The following is an 18,479-nucleotide window of genomic DNA, read 5'->3' on the forward strand; positions in this document are numbered from 1 at the left end:
GCCCCAACATTTATTATAGAACCATTAAATATCCTCGAACAAGAACTTGAAAACATAAAAGAACAATTAATGAATGCTACTAAAGAAAGAAAGGTTTTAGAGAATCTTAAAGAAAAATCTTATGATGAATTTTTATTTGAGATACGTAAAAGTGAAAATAAGGTTATAGATGAAATGGCAATAATAAATTACTTTAAAAAGAATGGGGAATTATATGAAGATAGATAAACAACAATTCACTACCCCAAGTATAACTACTATTGATAGTTTAAGCTTAAATGGAAACGAAACAGAAAGTTTCAGTGATATTTTTATTAGTTTCTGTAATAATGTAGAACTTAATAATGATACTAACAATTCTGATGATTCATTCTCAGATAAACTAAAAAAACTATTTAATTTATTAGATAAGAATAATTTTTTAAATGGTAGCCAAATAGAAATTAATCAAAACCAAATAAACCATAAAAAAATTGACTATGTAAAAATCAAAAAATTAGTTGACGAAATATATTCAATACTTACTGGAAGCTCTTCAACTAGTGAAATAATAAATAAACTAGATAAATATAAATTAGTTTTATGTGAAGATAATGAGGAATTAAAAACTAATATAAATTATTCTGAATTAGAATTTAAGTTATCTCAAATATTAAGCTTTGTTCAGCATCAGACATACAATTTTCAAAATTTTACTGTTCAAGAAGAAAACAAATTAAACGAAAATAATTCAAACAATCAATATAATTTAAATAATGTTAATAATACTAATGTAGAATTTGTATATCCTGAAAAGCAATTAAAAGATTTTAAAAATCAATCAATAGATAATTTTAAAATTCAACAATTTAATATAGAAACTATAGAACAAATAGATAATAGATTTATAAATATAAATAAAGTCAAACAATTAATTAATAATATAATTAAAAACGAGGAAATTGACCCCTTAAAACAAAATATCGAAACAATTATACCAAGATATACTTTTAAAACACAGCATAGTTTCTCTATAAAACAATTAACTACACTTGATGAATTAATTGAAAATATTGATTCCTTAAAAAATATGATGAATCATATCTATCTTTAAAAGATTTATCTACTACAGATAAATATGTATTAAATAATAATCAATCTAATGCTATAAATTTAGAAAATAAAAACATTATTGAATCTAACATATTTTACAAAGTTGATAAAATAAATGAAATAGTCAATATTGTTGCAAGTAAAATAAAAAATATAAATAAGGAAAATATATACGAATTAAAGATAAATCTAAAACCAAAGGAATTAGGAGAAATAACCATAAAAATATCATATAACAATGGAAATATCAATGGCTTAATCGTTTCAACTAACAAAGAAGTGGCCAACCTGTTGAAGGAAAACATAGATTTTTTAAAGAACAATTATTAAGCTCCAATGATAATTACAAAGAAATAAACCTAAATGTTAAAGCAGATAGTGAGAATGATAGCTACAGTAAACAAAGTAGGGAGCAAAAACAAAGAAAGAAAAGCAAAAACATTGATTTTGTAGTACAGGAAGAATAAAAGGTGGTGCCTTATGGAAATTAATAAAATCTCAACTAATTCAGATTTAAATTTAAGAAATAAAAATTCAATATTAGATAAAAATGCTTTTTAAAAATCTTAACTGTACAACTTTCTAATCAAGACCCTCTAAATGCAAAGGATAATACAGAATATGTAGCACAGATGGCTCAATTTTCAGCATTAGAACAAATGCAAAATCTTAATAGCACAATGGAAAAAATGTATGTTTCACAAAGATTTAATCAAGCTATTAATATAATAGGCAAAGAAGTTGAAATTTTAGAAAATAATGAAGTTAAAAAAGTGCTTGTAGAATCAGTAAAAATGATAGGTTACGATATCTATTTAATATCGAATGAAAAAGATATAATATTGATGACGTTATTAGTATCAATATACCTTCTTTAAATGAAAATCAAATATATGAAAATTTAAAATAAGTGGGAGGAGATACAAATGTTAAGATCTTTATCAACAGGGGTAAGTGGAATGAAATCAAATCAAGTTAAAATGGATGTTATAGGTAACAATATAGCAAATGTCAATACTATTGCATTTAAATCAAGTAGAGTTACTTTTAAAGATATGCTAAGTCAAACTCTGCAAGGAGCCAATGAACCTACCGACAAGTTTGGTGGTTCCAATGCAAAGCAAGTAGGAATTGGAACATCAATTGCTAGTATTGATACTAATATGAACCAAGGTGCACTTCAACCTACAGGTCGAGCAACAGATTTAGCTATTGAAGGAAATGGTTTTTTATAGTAAGTGATGGACTTGAAACAAGATATACAAGAGATGGTTCCTTTACTATTGATAAAAATGGTGCATTAGTTACATCTGAAGGATTACACGTTAGAGGTGTTCTAAACTCAAGTATACAACTTAATGAAGGTAAATTAGAAGGAACTCCAGATTTTACACCTGGTGAAGAAGCTTTAGAACCAGAAGAGATAAATGCAGAAACCACCCTTGATCAATTAAAGGATATTTATATTCCCCTTGAGGCTACAATAGAAGGTTCAGAACAACCTATTAAACTTACAAGCTTTTCTATATCTGAGGATGGAACAATAAAAGGAATTTACGGAGACAAAACAATTACTATAGGTAAAATAACACTTGCTGCATTTCAAAATCCTGCAGGTTTAATGAAAATGGGTGGAAATACTTATAGTGTATCTGCAAACTCTGGGGAAGCTAAGATTGGTTTACCTAAGTCTTCGGGTTATGGTAAAGTTCAACAGGGGTTACTTGAAATGTCAAATGTAGATTTGGCAGAACAGTTCACAGAAATGATTGTAACAAGCAGAGCATTTCAAGCAAATTCAAGGACTATTACAACTTCAGATGAATTATTACAAGAATTATTAAACCTAAAAAGATAATGAGGTATAGTATATGATTAAGTTAACAGGATTAAATAACAAAGAATTTTATTTAAATTGTGATCTTATTGAAAAAATTGAAGTAACTCCAGATACAGTAATTACAACCACAACAAACAAAAAATATGTGGTAACTGAAGATCCTGAAACTATTATTCAACGAATTATCCACTTCAAGAGAGCGTATATGTCAACAAGACCGGAGGTAATAAAATGAAAAGGAATGATTTTTCAACCGCTGCTGGTCTATTGCTTGGTATAGCAGCTGTTATATTTGCAATGCTTAATGGAGGAAGTCTCAAAATATTTTGGAATGTACCTTCTCTTTTTATTACAGTTTTTGGTTCTCTTTTTGCAGTTATCATTTCATTTCCCTTTGATACTGTTAAAAGATTACCAGCCATATTAAAAAATGCCTTTGTAGATAAACATACACCGTCTGATGAATTAATAATAACCTTCGTTGAACTTTCTAAAAAGGCAAGAAGAAATGGTTTATTATCATTAGAAGATGAAATCAGCAAAATAGAGGATGAATTTTTAAAGCAAGGAATACAAATGGTAGTTGATGGATTAGAGCCAGAGACTATTAAAGATATTCTTGAATTAGAAATAGGAGAAATGGAAAAAGACATCAAAGTGGTATTTCCGTTTTAAAAGCTTGGTCAAGCCTGGCACCCGCCTTTGGTATGATTGGTACTCTAATTGGTCTAATACAAATGTTGTCACAGTTGCAGGATCAATCAAAGCTTGGTCCTGCTATGGCAGTATCACTAATTACATCCTTCTATGGAGCACTACTTGCTAACCTTGTTTTTACACCGCTTGCAAATAAATTAGAACTTAAAAGTCAAATAGAATCAAATAGACGTGAAATGATGCTTGAAGGAATATTAACTATTCAATCAGGAGTAAATCCAAGAATATTAGAAGACAAATTAAAAACATATCTTTCACCAATTGAAAGAAAGAAATATCAAGAAACTATAATACAAGGAAATGCGGTGACTGAAAATGAGTAGAAGAAAAAGAAACAGGAATCTGGAGGAGGGGGCGGAGGAGAATGGTTGACAACTTATGCTGACCTTATGACTCTTCTTCTAACCTTTTTCGTTCTTCTTTATTCCTTCTCCACCATTGATGCAATCAAATTTAAAGAAATATCTTGGTCATTAGCTAAGGCTCTTGGTGGAAAAGCAGGAGTAATAAATAATGGTGGAAATTTAGGACCTGTTCCAATAAATCAAAATCCTGGAGAAGGAATAAAAAATAAATCTGAAATCGAAAACAGTGAAACATCAAAATTATTTAATTCAATATCAAAGGAAATACAAGAAAAGAATTTACAAACAAAAATAACAATTAAAGAAGATGTAAGGGAGTAATAATAGAACTTCAAGAGAAGATTCTATTTGATCCAGGTAAAGCTATTTTAAAGGAAGAGAGTATAGATATGCTTTCTAAAGTTGCAGATATATTAAAAAATATACAAATGAAATAATAGTTGAAGGCCATACTGATACAGTTCCTATAAATACTGGTTATTATAAATCAAATTGGGAACTGTCTGCAGACAGAGCCGTTAAAGTAACACGATTTTTAGTTGAGTCAAAAGGATTAGATCCTAAAAAATTCAAGCTGTAGGATGTGGTGAATATAGACCTATAGCTTCTAATGACACACCTGAAGGAAGAAGTAAAAACAGAAGAGTTAATATTTTAATTCTAACAGTAGATAAGGGGAGTAAATAGATATGAGTGAACAAAAGAGCAATAAAATATTAGTAATTTTAGTAGTTATTACATTAGTTCTTGTTATAGGACTTGGAACAGTTCTTGGTTATTTTATCTTCTTTAAAGACAAAACAAATGCACCAATTCAAAATAATGTAAAATTAGAAGAAAAGGTATTAGATTTAAAGGAATTTGTTGTTAATCTATCTGATGAAAATAAAACTTATATAAGAATATCACTATCTTTAGCATACGATAAAAAGAATAAAAAACTTGATAAAGAATTGCAAGATAAAATACCAGCAATAAGAGATACTGTTATAAAAATATTAAGAAGAAAAACAACAGAAGACTTCAAATCTAACAATATGGACAATATTAAAAAGAATTAATAAAAGCTATTAATAACAATCTAATAAATGGAGAAATAATAAATATATACATTCAAGATATTATAATTCAGTAGGTGAATAAAATGGCTTATATAATTTTTGCACTTAAAATTTTTTTCTACTCCCCTTAATTCTTCTTTTAGTCGTTTTAACTACAAAAATTTTAAAAAACTATCAATATAAGTCTAAATATATAAAAGTAATTGAGAGGGTACAAATAGCACCAAACAATTACATATTGTTAATTAAAATAATTGACAAAACATATGTTATGGTAACAAGCAACAATTACTCTAAAGTACTATTTGATATTGAAGATTTTAAAGAGATAACAGAAAATAATGTAGATTTCAACTTGTTAAGATATATTAAAGATAACTTAAAATTAAAGAGGGAAGATTGACAATGAAAAGCAAATTAAAAATTATAGTATTATTTTTAACTATCTTTATGCTATCAAAGGTTGTTTATGCACAACCAATTAATTTAACTGTTCCAAAAGTAAATATATCAGTAGATAATGCAACAAATCCGAAAGAATATGTTGATAATATTAAACTACTAATACTTTTAACTAGCTTAAGTTTTATTCCATCAATAATACTTTTAATGACATCCTTTACAAGAATAATTGTTGTGTTTGGTTTTTAAGAAATGCACTCTCAACACAACAATCGCCACCAACGCAAGTTATAATAGGTTTAGCTTTGTTTATGACTTTTTTATTATGTCTCCAGTATATACAAAAATAAACAATGATGCAATCAAGCCCTATGTTGAAGGTAAAATAACCCAAGATGAAGCAATAAATATAGGGAGTAAACCATTAAAGGATTTTATGCTAAAACAAACCAGAGAAAAAGACTTAGCATTGTTTTATAAATATAGTGGGCAAAATAAACCTTCAGATAAATATGAAGTTCCCTTTAATATTTTAATACCCGCCTATGTTATAAGCGAATTAAAAACCGCTTTTCAAATGGGATTTTTACTATATGTACCTTTTATTGTAATAGATATGGTAGTAGCAAGTGTCTTGATGTCAATGGGTATGTTTATGCTACCACCTGTTTCAATTTCCCTTCCTTTTAAAATACTTTTATTTGTGTTAGCTGATGGATGGCATTTAGTAGTTAAAACATTAATTGAAAGCTTTATGTAGGTGATTTTATGAGTGAAAATTTTATACAATATATAGGAAAAGAAGCCATATTTACTGCACTTAAAGTAGCTGCACCAATTTTATTAGTATCTATGCTAATAGGACTTATAATTAGTATTTTTCAAGCTGTTACTCAAATTCAAGAGCAAACATTAACCTTTGTTCCAAAAATGTTGGCTATTATTTTTATAATGCTTTTATTAGGTCCTTGGATGTTGAATACATTAGTAAAATTTATAGAAACTATGATTAATAGTATGTTATATATAATTAGGTGATAGAATGCAAAATTTTGTTATTTACTTTTTAATTCTTGTAAGAATAACTTCAATGATGTTTACAGCACCATTTTTTCTGTTAAAAGTATACCTAATATAGTCAAAATAGGTTTTTCGTTAATATTATCAAGTTTTGTTATTTCTGTGTACAATTTTCCATTTAAAATTAGTATAAATAGTAACATTGATCTATTTATACTAATTTTAAATGAATTATTAATAGGATTATTCATTGGGTATATTGCACTTTTTGTATTTAATACCGTTAGAATATCTGGACAATTTATAGATTTTACAATAGGTTTTACTATGTCTCAATATTACGATCCTAACACAAATAGTACATCGACAAATATTGAAAGATTTTTCTACTGGTTGGCTTTAGCTATATTTATAACTTTCAACTTTCATCATATTATATTATCGGCTGTTATAAAAAGTTTTGAAGTCATACCATTAGGTTTTTTCTTAAATAACGAAAAAATTTTTATATCCTTTTTATACTTTTTAGCAAAAGCTTTTATTTAGGTATAAAATTGGCTGCACCAATCATTTTAGTTTTGTTTATTACAGAATTTACAATGGGTCTAATAGCTCGTGCAGTGCCACAAATAAATGTATTTATATTAGGTATGCCTATAAAAGTTATAGTTGGTCTTTTGTCAATTGCTACTATTTTGGGTGGTTACCTTCATTTATATGTGAAAATATTTGAAGGATTAAATAGTGATTTTATTAAATTTTTTAATTTGTTTCCTGTAATATTATTAGCTACAGACGACAAAACCGAAGAACCTACTCCAAAAAACTTAGAGAAGCACGAGAAAAAGGACAAGTAGCAAAAAGTATAGATTTAACATCCTCGATTATTTTAATGGGAATTACAATAATTTTGATAGTATTATCTGGTTTTTATTTTGAATATGGAAGAGCTTTTATTAATGAGAGTTTTAGATTAATAAACAAAAATGAATTAACATATAAATCAATTATGTCAATTGCTTTGTTTATGATAAAAAACGGATTTATTGCTTCTATGCCTATAATAATCACAGTTATGATGCTTGGTGTTATAGCAAATATTGCACAAATAGGACTTATTATATCAAAGGAGGGTTTAAAACCTCAACTTTCTAAGTTAAATCCAATTAATGGATTTAAGAGATTTTTTCTAAACGCTCAGTAATTGAGTTATTAAAATCAATAGCAAAAATTTTTGTTATTGCTTATTTTTCTTATAAATATGTCTCATCTGTTATATTTGATATATTAAAAATATCCGATTTAAATCCAGAAAACATTATTCCTTTTGCATCTAAGGTAATAAATGGTCAATTGATACGTTTAGTATTTATTTTGTTTGTATTAGGTATAATTGATTTTGTAATACAAAAACGACAACTAAAAAAGAACTAATGATGACTAAAGAGGAAATCAAAGAGGAAATGAAGCAGACAGAAGGAAATCCACAAATTAAATCTAAAATAAAACAAAAGCAAAGAGAAATAGCAATGAGAAGAATGATGCACGAAGTACCAAAAGCTACCGTTGTTGTGACTAACCCAACTCATTTTGCTGTAGCATTAAAATATGAAAGAGGACAAAGTGGTGCTCCTAAAGTAATAGCAAAGGGAAGTGACTTTTTAGCTTTAAAAATAAAAGAAGTGGCAAATAAGTCTAATGTACCAATAATTGAAAATAAAGAAGTTGCAAGAAATCTTTATTATAAATGCGAAATAAATGATGAGATACCTGTAGAGCTTTATCAGGTTGTTGCTGAAATTATTGCATATATTTATAGCTTGAAAAAATAGTGAGGGTGAAATGTGATGGACTTCAATAAAAACAACAATATTATAAAAAATATCTTGATGTGATAGTGGCATTGCTTGTAGTTCTTATAATTTTTATGATTATAATTCCGTTACCACCAACTGTTTTAGATATACTTCTTGCTGCAAATTTAACTTTTTCTTTAGTAATACTTCTTCTTACAATGTTTACAACAGATGTTTTAGAGTTTTCTGCTTTTCCCACAATCTTGCTTGTAACAACCCTATTTAGACTTGGTCTTAATATTTCATCTACAAGACTAATACTGGGAAGCGGAGAAGCTGGAGAAATAATAAAAGCATTTGGTAATTTTGTTGTTGGTGGAAATTACGTTGTAGGTTTTATTTTATTTATTATAATAATAGTAATTCAATTTGTTGTTATAACAAACGGTGCTGGTAGAGTTGCAGAAGTATCTGCAAGATTTACATTAGATGCAATGCCAGGTAAACAAATGAGCATCGATGCTGATTTAAATGCTGGAATAATAACTGAACAAGAAGCCAAAATAAGAAGAAAAAAACTTCAACAAGAGGCTGACTTTTATGGTGCAATGGATGGTGCCAGCAAATTTGTTAAAGGAGATGCTATTGCAGGGATTGTTATCACAATAATAAACCTGATTGGTGGAATAATAATTGGAATGATATTTTTAGGGTTACCTGCATTAGATGCATTAAAACACTTCGCATTATTAACTGTAGGGGATGGTCTTGTTAGTCAAATTCCAGCATTATTAATTTCAACTGCATCAGGTATTATTGTGACAAGAACATCAAGTGATGTATCATTAGGTAAAGAGCTTTCAACACAATTTACTTCATATCCCAAAGTTTTAGCTATTGCTAGCTTTATTATGTTTTTAATGGCTTGGATACCTAATTTACCTGCACCAGCATTCTTAATAATGTCTGGAGCAACTGGTGTTTCTGCTTATCTTTTATCTAAAGAAAAGCAAAATCAAGAGAGCATCACAGAAATTCCTGCTGCTGAAGTACAGACATCCTCAACAAGAGAACCAGAAAATGTTCTTCATCTTTTAAATGTAGAACCACTTGAAATAGAAATTGGTTATGGATTAATTCCTCTTGCGGATATATCATCTGGAGGAGATCTTTTAGATAGAATAGCAGGGGTAAGACGTCAGTGTGCGGTTGAACTTGGTATAATAGTTCAGCCAATAAGAATCAGAGATAATCTTCAACTTGCAACAAACGAATACAGAATAAAAATAAAAGGTACAATAGTAGGTAAAGGTGAAATATTATGTAATCATTTTCTTGCTATTGATGCAACAGGTGAAGGTTTACCAATTGATGGTATTAAAACTATAGAACCCGCATTTGGTTTGCCAGCTGTATGGATTCCTGATAACAAAAAAGATGAAGCTGAAATAATGGGTATTACTGTTATTGACCCTACAACCGTTCTTATAACACACTTAAGTGAAATAATAAAGAAACACTCATATGAATTATTAGGTCGTCAAGAAGTAAAATTGTTAATTGATAACATAAAAGAAAATTATCCTGCAGTAGTTGAAGAACTTATTCCAAATCTTATTAGTTTAGGAGAGCTTCAAAAGGTACTACAAAATCTATTGCGTGAACAAGTACCAATTAGAGATTTTGTTACAATATTAGAAACTTTAGCTGATAATGCTGTATTAACTAAAGATACAGAGCTTTTAACGGAATATGTCAGAATCTCATTATCAAGAACCATTTGTCGTAATTTAGTAGATGAACAAGGCGTTATCCGAGTAATTACTTTAGATCCAAATTTAGAAAATTTTATTTCTGAAAATATTCATAAATCATTACAGGGTTCTTATCCTGCGTTGGAACCTAATCTTACTACACAGATATATCATTCTATAAAAGATAATATTGAATTTAATCAATTTAATAATGATATACCAGTAATACTTGTAACTCCTAAAATAAGGTCTGCCTTTAAAAGAATGATTGAGATGGTTTTCCCACAAGTACAAGTTTTATCAATGAATGAAATACCAACCGACATACAAATAGAAACCATAGGGATGGTGACAGTTAAATGATAATTAAAAGATATATAGTTGATAATATGACTGAGGCAATGACAAGAATTCGTTATGAACTTGGCAACGATGCGATAATTGTAAGTCAACGCAAAATTAGGCAAAAAGGCCTATTAGGGCTTTTTAAACCTAAAAAATTGAAGTTACAGCCGCAGTTGATGATAAGAAACAAAGGGAGCCTTTAAATAAAACAACCGAATTAGAAAAGGAAATTAAAGAACTAAAAACTTTAGTTGAAAACTTAAGTAATCAAACAATTAAAAAAGCACAAAAAAAACTGAAGCTAATAGAAATAAATTCAGACAGAATTTAATTCATTCAGGAGTTCCAGAAGAAATTGCAGCTGAAATAATAGATTCTGTAAAAGAAAAAAATAAAGGTAAAAAATTAAACCAAAAGATTTATGAAAATGAATTTAAATCATTTTTGAGTACATTAATAGAAACTACTAAATATGAAGACGGAAAAATACACGTTTTTGTAGGCCCAACAGGTGTTGGTAAAACCACAACAATAGCTAAATTAGCTAGTTTGTTTTCACTATACAAAAACAAAAAAGTTGGTCTTGTTACTGTAGATACCTATAGAATTGGTGCTGTAGAACAATTAAGAACATATGCAGAAATATTGGGAATCCCCTTTAATGTAATTTATTCCATAAATGAAATTAAAAAAGTATTATCTGAAATGACAAATTGTGATATAATTTTTGTAGATACAACAGGAAGAAACAGCAAAAATGTTATGCAAATTCAAGAAACAAAAAGGCTTATACAAGAAATTAATCCAGATTATGTACATTTAGTAGTAAGTATGCTTACTAAAGAAAAGGACATTAAACGTATTGTGGAAGATTATAAAATATTAGATTATAACAGTTTAGTATTAACTAAACTTGATGAAACAAGTTACTATGGTTCCATACTAACAACTATTTATTATGCAAAAGTACCTGTATCTTATATTACAACAGGTCAAAACGTACCAGATGATATAGAAGAAGCAGAAAAGGAAAAACTAATTAACATGATTTTGGAGGCTGAATAGCCATGGATCAGGCACAAAAGTTAAGACAATTAGTAGAAAGAAAAAACAAGAATTACAAAAACAAATTTTAAAGTAATAACTGTATCAAGTGGAAAAGGAGGAGTTGGTAAAACAAGTTTTGTTGTAAACCTTGCAACAGCTCTTTCAAAACGTGGTTTAAAGGTTTGTATTCTTGATGCAGATTTCGGTATGGCTAATGTAGATATAATGTTTGGTTGTATGTCCAAATACAGCATTATAGATGTTTTAGAGGGCAATAAATCTATTGATGAAATAATTTTAAAGTCAATAGAAGGAATCGAAATAATACCAGGAGGTTCAGGATTAAGTAAAATATATACTATTGACGAAGATAAGAAAATTGAACTATTATCACAATTTGATAAACTAAATAACTACGATATTCTAATAATTGACACAGGTGCTGGTGCATCTGAAAATGTTTTAAATTTTATTGAAATAGCTGATGAAGTGATTGTAATTACAAACTCTGAACCTACAGCCCTCACAGATGCCTATAGCTTAATTAAAATAATATATTTAAATAATCTTAATTCAAATATTAATGTAGTTATTAACAGAGCTAAAAATATTAAAGAAGCTGAAGAAACTTTTAATAAAATAAGTTATACTGTTAAAACATTTATAGGTAAAAATATTAAATTCTTAGGTTTTATAGTAGAGGAACTCAGAATTGGACAAGCAATTAAAAAACAAGTTCCATATATATTAGAATATCCAAATACTGAATTTTCTTTATGTATTAATAGGATTGTTGCCAAATTATTAGGAACAGAAGATAACAATAAAAATAAATATACCTCATTTAAAGACTATTTTACTAAATTGTTTAAGGTGGTGGGGAGATGAATTTAAAATTGTCTGTAAATTTAAAAATAAATCAAAATATAGAAATTATAGATGCTGAAGTTACTTATAAAAGCATCGTTCAAGATATAAATGAGGATAGTTTGTATATTAGCTATCCTATACATCATAATAAACCTCTTCTTATCCATTCGGGTAGTGTAATCGAATTTTTTGTTACAACTGAAAGAGATATTGTGAAATGTAAATCTATAGTTTTAGGTAAAAAGAAGGAGGAAAATATTAATTTATTAGTTTTAAGTTTACCTGAAGTTATAGAAAGAGTCCAAAGAAGAGAGTATTTTAGGTTACCAATTACAATGCCAATCAAATATTATGGACTTCCAAAGGATAGAATATATACATCTCTAAGGGATGTACCGTCGGGGTATTTTTCAAGATTAGTGAATTCTGTTTCTATTGACTTAAGCGGCGGAGGAATAAAAATAGTATCTAATGAAACTCATAATCCTGGAGATTATTTAATAATTTCTATCAATATACCACAGGAAATAAATATTTTATGTTCAGTTGTTAGAATAGAACCTACAGACGATAAAAATAAATTTAAATTAGCATTAAAATTTGAAGGTATAGAGGAGACTACAAGGGATAAAATAATACAATTTATATTTAACAAATTACGTGAACAAAGTAAGCTGCTTAGATAGGAGTGATTGTTTTGAAGTGTTATAAGCAGTTTAATGAAAGAGAGGAAATGATTTTAAAATATATACCCTATGTTAAGTATATAGCCTCAAGGCTCCTTATAGGAATACCCCTGGGGTTGAATTTGATGATTTAGTTAGTTACGGAATAATAGGATTAATAGATGCCATAGAAAAGTTTGATCCATCTAAAGGAATTAAATTTGAAACCTATGCAACCCTTAGAATTAAAGGTTCAATTATAGATGAATTAAGAAAAATTAGTTGGATGCCAAAAAGTGCTTTTTCAAAACTGACTCAACTAAATTTAGCAAGAGAAAATTTAGAATCTAAATTAAATAGAGAACCTACAGAAAAAGAATTAGCTGACTATCTATCTGTATCTATAAATGATATCAGAACAATAGAATCTTATATAAATTATTTATCTGTTGTATCATTGGAAGATATATTTTACAAATCCGACGATGAAGATATACAATTCAAAAATATGATAGAAAATGAGAATAGCCCTCAACCAGATAAGATATTTGAAGAAGAAGAAATGCTAACAGCTTTAAGAAGTGCTTTAGATATGCTTCCAGAAAAGGACAAGCTTGTATTACAGTTGTATTATTATGAAAAATTAACATTAAAAGAAATAGGAAAAATATTAGAAATTACTGAATCAAGAGTATCACAATTGCACAGTAGAGCAATAATAAGATTAAGGGAAAGCTTAAAAAAGTTAAATTATATAGAATAGGGAGGAAATATGCCTTTAATTTTAATTATAGTAGGTATTATCTTAATTTATTATTCTTATATGTTAGATAAAAAAATCCTGATATTAAAAATACAACTAATGAAAATCAATTTGAAAAATTTTATATTGAAAATGTATCTATTTTAAATAATAAAGAAATTGAAAAATTAAAAGAGAATATAGATTATATAAATGAATCTATCTTAGCCCTTAACTTAAAAATCGAAGATTTAGAAAATGATTATAAAAAATTTTTTAGTAAGATAGACAATAAAGAAAAATTAAAATCAAAAGAAGTTTATTTAAATTATGAAGATAAAAGTAGAGATTTAAATAATAAAATAAAAGAATTATATGAACAAGGTTTAACAGTAGATGAGATATCATCAACCCTTAGAATAGGAAAGGGGAAGTACTATTAAGATTAGGTTTAAAAAAATAATGAATAAAATAAAAAACTATTTTAGAAATAAAGATTTTGTGTTAGGCTTAGGAATAGGTATTGTAATTGCTACATTGCTTATGTTAACATATTCGTATAATAATATTCCAAAATATAAAATAGAAAAAATGGCAAGAGATCTGGGTATGTTGTATCCAGATGAAATTAAATCTTATTTTGAAAAAAGTAGGGGATGAAAAGATGATAAGAGGATTATATATTGCTTCAAGTGGTATGATATCAAGACAATTACAACAGGAAAACCTTAGTAACAATATTGCAAACTTAAATAATCCAGGCTTCAAAAATGATAAGATATCTTTTAAATCATTTCACGAAGTCTTACTACAAAATTACGATAAAAAATTAGGTAATAAGAATTTTAAGCAACTTCTTGGAACAATGCCCTTAGGAATTGGAATAGATGAAACAAAAACTGATTTTTCACAAGGAATTTTAGAGGAAACTGGTAGAAATCTTGATTTTGCAATTGAAGGTGAAGGTTTTTTACAGTTTCCTATAACGGACAAGAATTTTATACAAGAAATGGTAGATTTAAAATTGATAAAGAAGGTTATCTTTCAACATTAGATAATAAAAGAATAGTTGGAATAAATGAAAATAATGAAAAGGTTTTTATAAAATTAGACAACAATAATTTTAGCTTTAATGATAATACAATAAAAACTACAAATGGTAATTACAAATTGCACATTGTTAAGGGAAATATGAAGAAAGAAAATGAAAATATGTACTCAACTACAAATATAGAGTTAGATAGCAATTCTATAGTGCATCAAAATAAGATTGAAAAAGCAAATATTGATACAATACAAATGATAACTGAATTGATTTCAGTAATGAGAAACTATGAGTCCAGTCAAAAGGTAATACAATCTATTGATGATACCCTTGGAAAAACAGTAAATGAAGTTGGTAACATCAATAGATAGTGAGGTGATTAAATGTTAAGATCAATTTGGAACAGTACATCTGGTTTATATTCAAATCAAACAAGAATTGATACAATATCTAACAATATCGCAAATATTAATACAAATGGATATAAACGTATTGATGTTAATTTTTCTGACATTTTGGTTGAAAATATAAATAGACTTGGAGTACCAATCATAGATAATGAAAAGGAAAAGTTTGTTGGTAGTGGTTGTAGGGTCAACGGTTATATAAAAAATAATTCTCAGGGTATCATTGAGAAAACAGACAAAAATTTAGATTTTGCTATTGAAGGGAATGGGTATTTTAGATTAATAGATAATAATGGTGATTATTTATATACAAGAAACGGTAATTTTTTGTTGATGCAAACAATAATTTAGTCGATGCTAACGGTAATAAATTAGATATTTCCCTATATACAGAAGAATATATAGACTATGAAAAAATTAATGTAAAGGAAAATGGAGATATATATTTAAATGAAGAAAAAATAGGCAAAATAAATTTATATGATTTTGATAGTGAAGATAACTTATATAGTATAGGAAACAGCCTATATAAAGGAATTAATCCTAAACCTATTAACTCTTCAATAAAACAAGGCCATATAGAAAAATCAAATGTTGATATATCAAAAGAATTAACAGATCTATTAGTAACTCAAAGAGCATTTGAATTAAATTCAAGATCATTAAAAACCTCTGAAGAAATGTGGCAAATTGCAAACAATTTAAGGTCAAAATAGTATAAAAAACCCTTTAAAGTATATAATTTTAAAAAAGCTTTAAAGGGGTTTTTTATATGAATATAGATAACTTTTATTTAGAAGCAGTTAACAACTATAACAAAAAAATTATAAAAAGGCTTTAAATTATTTTTTTAAAACTTTAGAATATAAATCTAATTATTTAACTTACTATAATATTGGTGTTTGCTATATAGAATTAAATGAATTTAATTTAGCAATTCAATATCTAAAAAATCTATTTATTTTAATAAACATTTTGAAAATACATATATAAATTTAGCATATTGTTATTTCAAAAAAAGGATTATAAATCTTGTTATAGAATTATAAAAGAAGGAGTAGTGGCAACAAATAGTGATAGACTAAACAATATTGAAAAAAATTTGTTTAGTATAATAATAAACGGAGGTAACAATGAATTTAATAAAAAGGCTAAATAAAGGGGATAAGGTTGCACTTATAGCACCAGCAGGTGCCATATTTGATGATAGCCTAATAGTAAAATCTGTTAATAAAATAAACGAATTTGGTTATGATGTTAAATTAGGTAAAAATATTAAAGCCAAATATGGCTATCTTGCTGGAGATGATAAAAAAGATTAGAAGATTTAATGATGGCTTTTGAAGATAATGAAATAAAGGCAATATTTTGTATAAGAGGTGGTTATGGTTCTATTAGATTATTGGACAAGATTAATTATAATATAATTAATAATAATAAAAAGATATTTGTAGGTTACAGTGATATAACTGCACTTCATTCATCTTTTTCACATTTAAACTTTCCTACTTTTCACGGTCCTATGTTTAATTACGATCTTTTTAAAAATGATAATAACTATAATCTATTATTTGACTTTTTAGAAGGAAAAATTAATGAATTAAATTATAAATTATTCCCAATTAGAAATGGAAATATTGAAGGTAAACTTGTTGGAGGAAATCTGTGTGTTCTTTGTTCCTTGATTGGTACACAGTATCAATATAAGTTTAAAAAATCTATATTATTTATAGAGGAGATCAATGAAGAACCCTATAAAATTGATAGGTTTTTAAATCAACTTTACCATTCAAATATTTTAAATGATGTTAATGGAATAATTTTAGGTAGTTTTACAAAATGTATGCCTGAAGATATAGATAAGAGCTTTTCCTTTGAGTATATATATAATTATTTAAAAGATCTAACTGTTAAACCAATTTATTATGGTTTGAATTGTGGACACGATTTTACAAACAATATTCTTCCACTTAACATACCTGTAAAAATTGTTGACAACAAATTAATAATAAAAAAGGAGATGTTTTCATTGATTGACTTTTTTCTGAAGCAAAAAAATTCAAAGCAACTTAATAGAGTTTAGAAGATATTTGCATATGCATCCAGAAATAGACAGACAATTAAATAATACAGCAAATTTTGTTGAAGACGTATTAATTAAATACAATATTAAATATAAACGTTTTGACAACTGTGGCATTATAGCTGAAATTGGTGAAGGTGAAAAAATTATAGCCCTTAGAGCCGATATGGACGCTTTAACAATAGAGGATAAAAAAGTGTTCCATATAAATCAAAAAATAAAGGTTTAATGCACGCCTGTGGACACGATGCTCATACAGCTATACAATTAGGATCATGTATTTTATTAAAGCAATATGAACATCTATTTAATGGTAAAGTAAGATTTATTTTTCAACCAGCTGAAGAAACTGACGGCGGAGCAAAAGATATGATTCATTACGGGGCTTTAGATAATGTTTCCTTTATAAGTGGTTTACACGTAGAAGAAACTTTAGATACTGGTATTATTGGTATAAATAGAGGAATTGTAAGTGCTGCTTCAAATCCTTTTAAAATAATAATTAAAGGTAAAGGTGCTCACGGTGCTCACCCAGAAGATGGAATTGATCCAATTATTGTAGCTTCAAAAATAATTGATAATGTACAAGTAATTATATCAAGAGAAATTTCTGCTCTAAATAGTGCAGTTATAACTATCGGTAAAATAAATGGTGGAACAGCACCTAATGCAATAGCTGAAGAAGTAGTGCTTGAGGGGATTATTAGAACTTTAGGAAATACAACAAGAAAATATGTAATTGACAGATTCTTGTCTATATTAAAATTAACATCTGAAACTTTCAGAAGCGAATTGAATATAGATTTAAAAGATGGCTACCCATCTTTTACAATGATGATATTTTAATTGAAACTTTAGAATGTATACAAAGCGAAAATTCTAACTACTTTACTATAAAAATGCTTGATTATCCAAGTATGGGGGTAGAGGACTTTGCATACTATACAGAAAAGGTTCCAGGAATATATTATAAATTAGGATGTAGAAATGTACAAAAAGGCATAGTTCATCCAGCCCACGGGAGCTACTTTGATATAGATGAAGAATGCTTATGGATTGGATGTGGAGTTCAGTGTTCTATAGTGCAAAAATACTTAATAGGTTCTATAATAAATGTTGGGGCGTAGACCCAGCATATTTTTACAAAAAATATGTGCACCTGATTAGACACCTGGTAAAATTAAAATAACCAAACAAAAACCTTACCTGAAAGGAGGCATCCATCAAG

General features: G+C 27.4%; 27 protein-coding genes and 7 pseudogenes. All 34 read left to right on the forward strand.

Features of this window, described 5'->3' with window-relative positions; translation table 11 throughout:
• Positions 1–30: 30 nt before the first annotated feature.
• Complete coding sequence (locus tag PL321_RS16360) at positions 31–228, forward strand: flagellar FliJ family protein (protein WP_273964641.1); 198 nt, start codon at positions 31–33, stop codon at positions 226–228.
• Complete coding sequence (locus PL321_RS16365; protein WP_273962702.1) at positions 203–1,093, forward strand: hypothetical protein; 891 nt, start codon at positions 203–205, stop codon at positions 1,091–1,093. Before PL321_RS16360 ends, PL321_RS16365 begins: the two co-directional genes overlap by 26 nt.
• Before the next feature lie 152 nt (positions 1,094–1,245).
• Positions 1,246–1,422: a flagellar hook-length control protein FliK gene (locus PL321_RS21815; protein WP_443110824.1), complete on the forward strand. Its 177-nt coding sequence runs from the start codon at positions 1,246–1,248 to the stop codon at positions 1,420–1,422.
• Positions 1,423–1,655: 233 nt separating this feature from the next.
• Positions 1,656–1,718: pseudogene (locus tag PL321_RS16370) on the forward strand (flagellar hook capping FlgD N-terminal domain-containing protein); the annotation flags it as partial.
• A 6-nt stretch (positions 1,719–1,724) separates the two neighbouring features.
• The gene (locus PL321_RS16375) at positions 1,725–1,970 is read left to right on the forward strand and encodes a hypothetical protein (RefSeq protein WP_273962703.1); all 246 of its coding nucleotides are present in this window, start codon (positions 1,725–1,727) and stop codon (positions 1,968–1,970) included.
• Between the two features lie 48 nt (positions 1,971–2,018).
• Positions 2,019–2,327, forward strand: a complete 309-nt coding sequence (locus tag PL321_RS16380) for a flagellar hook-basal body complex protein (RefSeq protein ID WP_273962704.1) — start codon at positions 2,019–2,021, stop codon at positions 2,325–2,327.
• Positions 2,328–2,374: 47 nt separating this feature from the next.
• Entirely contained in the window at positions 2,375–2,950 is a 576-nt protein-coding gene (locus PL321_RS21820; RefSeq protein ID WP_443110825.1) for a flagellar hook-basal body complex protein, read from the forward strand.
• Positions 2,951–2,963: 13 nt separating this feature from the next.
• Positions 2,964–3,167 carry a flagellar FlbD family protein gene (locus PL321_RS16395; RefSeq protein ID WP_273962706.1) on the forward strand — a complete coding sequence of 68 codons (204 nt, stop codon included), beginning with the start codon at positions 2,964–2,966 and terminating at the stop codon, positions 3,165–3,167.
• Positions 3,164–3,972, forward strand: a pseudogene (locus PL321_RS16400) (motility protein A). Before PL321_RS16395 ends, PL321_RS16400 begins: the two are co-directional and overlap by 4 nt.
• Positions 3,973–3,987: 15 nt before the next feature.
• Positions 3,988–4,335 (forward strand): annotated as a pseudogene (locus tag PL321_RS16405) (flagellar motor protein MotB); the annotation flags it as partial.
• 91 nt (positions 4,336–4,426) lie between these two features.
• Positions 4,427–4,594: an OmpA/MotB family protein gene (locus PL321_RS21825; RefSeq protein ID WP_443110826.1), complete on the forward strand. Its 168-nt coding sequence runs from the start codon at positions 4,427–4,429 to the stop codon at positions 4,592–4,594.
• 109 nt (positions 4,595–4,703) lie between these two features.
• Complete coding sequence (locus PL321_RS16410; RefSeq protein WP_273962707.1) at positions 4,704–5,075, forward strand: flagellar basal body-associated FliL family protein; 372 nt, start codon at positions 4,704–4,706, stop codon at positions 5,073–5,075.
• Between the two features lie 160 nt (positions 5,076–5,235).
• Positions 5,236–5,478, forward strand: coding sequence for a flagellar biosynthetic protein FliO (locus PL321_RS16415; protein ID WP_443110827.1), 243 nt, complete (start codon positions 5,236–5,238; stop codon positions 5,476–5,478).
• 2 nt (positions 5,479–5,480) lie between these two features.
• Complete coding sequence (locus PL321_RS16420) at positions 5,481–5,726, forward strand: hypothetical protein (RefSeq protein ID WP_273962709.1); 246 nt, start codon at positions 5,481–5,483, stop codon at positions 5,724–5,726.
• A complete protein-coding gene (locus PL321_RS16425; RefSeq protein WP_273962710.1) occupies positions 5,716–6,237 on the forward strand; it encodes a flagellar type III secretion system pore protein FliP in 522 nt (173 codons plus the stop codon). The genes PL321_RS16420 and PL321_RS16425 overlap by 11 nt, the downstream gene beginning before the upstream one ends.
• Before the next feature lie 8 nt (positions 6,238–6,245).
• Positions 6,246–6,515 (forward strand): flagellar biosynthesis protein FliQ, encoded by a 270-nt coding sequence (gene fliQ, locus PL321_RS16430; RefSeq protein ID WP_273962711.1) that lies wholly within the window; start codon positions 6,246–6,248, stop codon positions 6,513–6,515.
• A gap of 120 nt (positions 6,516–6,635) precedes the next feature.
• Positions 6,636–7,354 (forward strand): annotated as a pseudogene (locus tag PL321_RS16435) (flagellar biosynthetic protein FliR).
• Between the two features lie 8 nt (positions 7,355–7,362).
• Positions 7,363–8,329 (forward strand): annotated as a pseudogene (locus tag PL321_RS16440) (EscU/YscU/HrcU family type III secretion system export apparatus switch protein).
• A 59-nt stretch (positions 8,330–8,388) separates the two neighbouring features.
• The gene (gene flhA / locus PL321_RS16445) at positions 8,389–10,410 is read left to right on the forward strand and encodes a flagellar biosynthesis protein FlhA (RefSeq protein WP_273962712.1); all 2,022 of its coding nucleotides are present in this window, start codon (positions 8,389–8,391) and stop codon (positions 10,408–10,410) included.
• Positions 10,407–11,457: pseudogene (gene flhF, locus PL321_RS16450) on the forward strand (flagellar biosynthesis protein FlhF). The gene flhA and the pseudogene flhF overlap by 4 nt, the downstream one beginning before the upstream one ends.
• A 75-nt stretch (positions 11,458–11,532) precedes the next feature.
• Positions 11,533–12,327 carry a MinD/ParA family protein gene (locus PL321_RS16455; protein ID WP_273964643.1) on the forward strand — a complete coding sequence of 265 codons (795 nt, stop codon included), beginning with the start codon at positions 11,533–11,535 and terminating at the stop codon, positions 12,325–12,327.
• A complete protein-coding gene (locus PL321_RS16460) occupies positions 12,324–12,995 on the forward strand; it encodes a flagellar brake protein (RefSeq protein WP_273962713.1) in 672 nt (223 codons plus the stop codon). Before PL321_RS16455 ends, PL321_RS16460 begins: the two co-directional genes overlap by 4 nt.
• A 47-nt stretch (positions 12,996–13,042) precedes the next feature.
• Positions 13,043–13,737: pseudogene (locus PL321_RS16465) on the forward strand (FliA/WhiG family RNA polymerase sigma factor).
• 140 nt (positions 13,738–13,877) lie between these two features.
• Complete coding sequence (locus PL321_RS21830; protein WP_443110828.1) at positions 13,878–14,159, forward strand: DUF6115 domain-containing protein; 282 nt, start codon at positions 13,878–13,880, stop codon at positions 14,157–14,159.
• A gap of 19 nt (positions 14,160–14,178) precedes the next feature.
• The gene (locus tag PL321_RS16470) at positions 14,179–14,376 is read left to right on the forward strand and encodes a hypothetical protein (RefSeq protein WP_273962714.1); all 198 of its coding nucleotides are present in this window, start codon (positions 14,179–14,181) and stop codon (positions 14,374–14,376) included.
• A gap of 4 nt (positions 14,377–14,380) precedes the next feature.
• The gene (locus PL321_RS16475; RefSeq protein WP_273962715.1) at positions 14,381–14,770 is read left to right on the forward strand and encodes a flagellar hook-basal body complex protein; all 390 of its coding nucleotides are present in this window, start codon (positions 14,381–14,383) and stop codon (positions 14,768–14,770) included.
• Positions 14,740–15,132: a flagellar basal body rod C-terminal domain-containing protein gene (locus PL321_RS21835; protein ID WP_443110829.1), complete on the forward strand. Its 393-nt coding sequence runs from the start codon at positions 14,740–14,742 to the stop codon at positions 15,130–15,132. Before PL321_RS16475 ends, PL321_RS21835 begins: the two co-directional genes overlap by 31 nt.
• A 12-nt stretch (positions 15,133–15,144) precedes the next feature.
• A complete protein-coding gene (locus PL321_RS16485) occupies positions 15,145–15,519 on the forward strand; it encodes a flagellar hook-basal body complex protein (protein WP_273962717.1) in 375 nt (124 codons plus the stop codon).
• A 227-nt stretch (positions 15,520–15,746) separates the two neighbouring features.
• The gene (locus tag PL321_RS21840) at positions 15,747–15,884 is read left to right on the forward strand and encodes a flagellar basal body rod C-terminal domain-containing protein (RefSeq protein WP_443110830.1); all 138 of its coding nucleotides are present in this window, start codon (positions 15,747–15,749) and stop codon (positions 15,882–15,884) included.
• Between the two features lie 417 nt (positions 15,885–16,301).
• A complete protein-coding gene (locus tag PL321_RS16490; protein WP_273962718.1) occupies positions 16,302–16,490 on the forward strand; it encodes a hypothetical protein in 189 nt (62 codons plus the stop codon).
• An 8-nt stretch (positions 16,491–16,498) separates the two neighbouring features.
• Positions 16,499–17,251 (forward strand): S66 peptidase family protein, encoded by a 753-nt coding sequence (locus PL321_RS16495; protein ID WP_273962719.1) that lies wholly within the window; start codon positions 16,499–16,501, stop codon positions 17,249–17,251.
• 13 nt (positions 17,252–17,264) lie between these two features.
• Positions 17,265–17,480: a hypothetical protein gene (locus PL321_RS16500; protein WP_273962720.1), complete on the forward strand. Its 216-nt coding sequence runs from the start codon at positions 17,265–17,267 to the stop codon at positions 17,478–17,480.
• Positions 17,480–18,097, forward strand: a complete 618-nt coding sequence (locus tag PL321_RS16505) for a M20 metallopeptidase family protein (protein ID WP_273962721.1) — start codon at positions 17,480–17,482, stop codon at positions 18,095–18,097. Before PL321_RS16500 ends, PL321_RS16505 begins: the two co-directional genes overlap by 1 nt.
• Positions 18,097–18,378, forward strand: a complete 282-nt coding sequence (locus PL321_RS16510; RefSeq protein ID WP_337961199.1) for a hypothetical protein — start codon at positions 18,097–18,099, stop codon at positions 18,376–18,378. Before PL321_RS16505 ends, PL321_RS16510 begins: the two co-directional genes overlap by 1 nt.
• Positions 18,379–18,479: the final 101 nt, after the last annotated feature.

The sequence above is a fragment of the Caloramator sp. mosi_1 genome (assembly GCF_028622835.1).
Classification (GTDB): Bacteria; Bacillota; Clostridia; order Clostridiales; family Caloramatoraceae; genus Thermobrachium.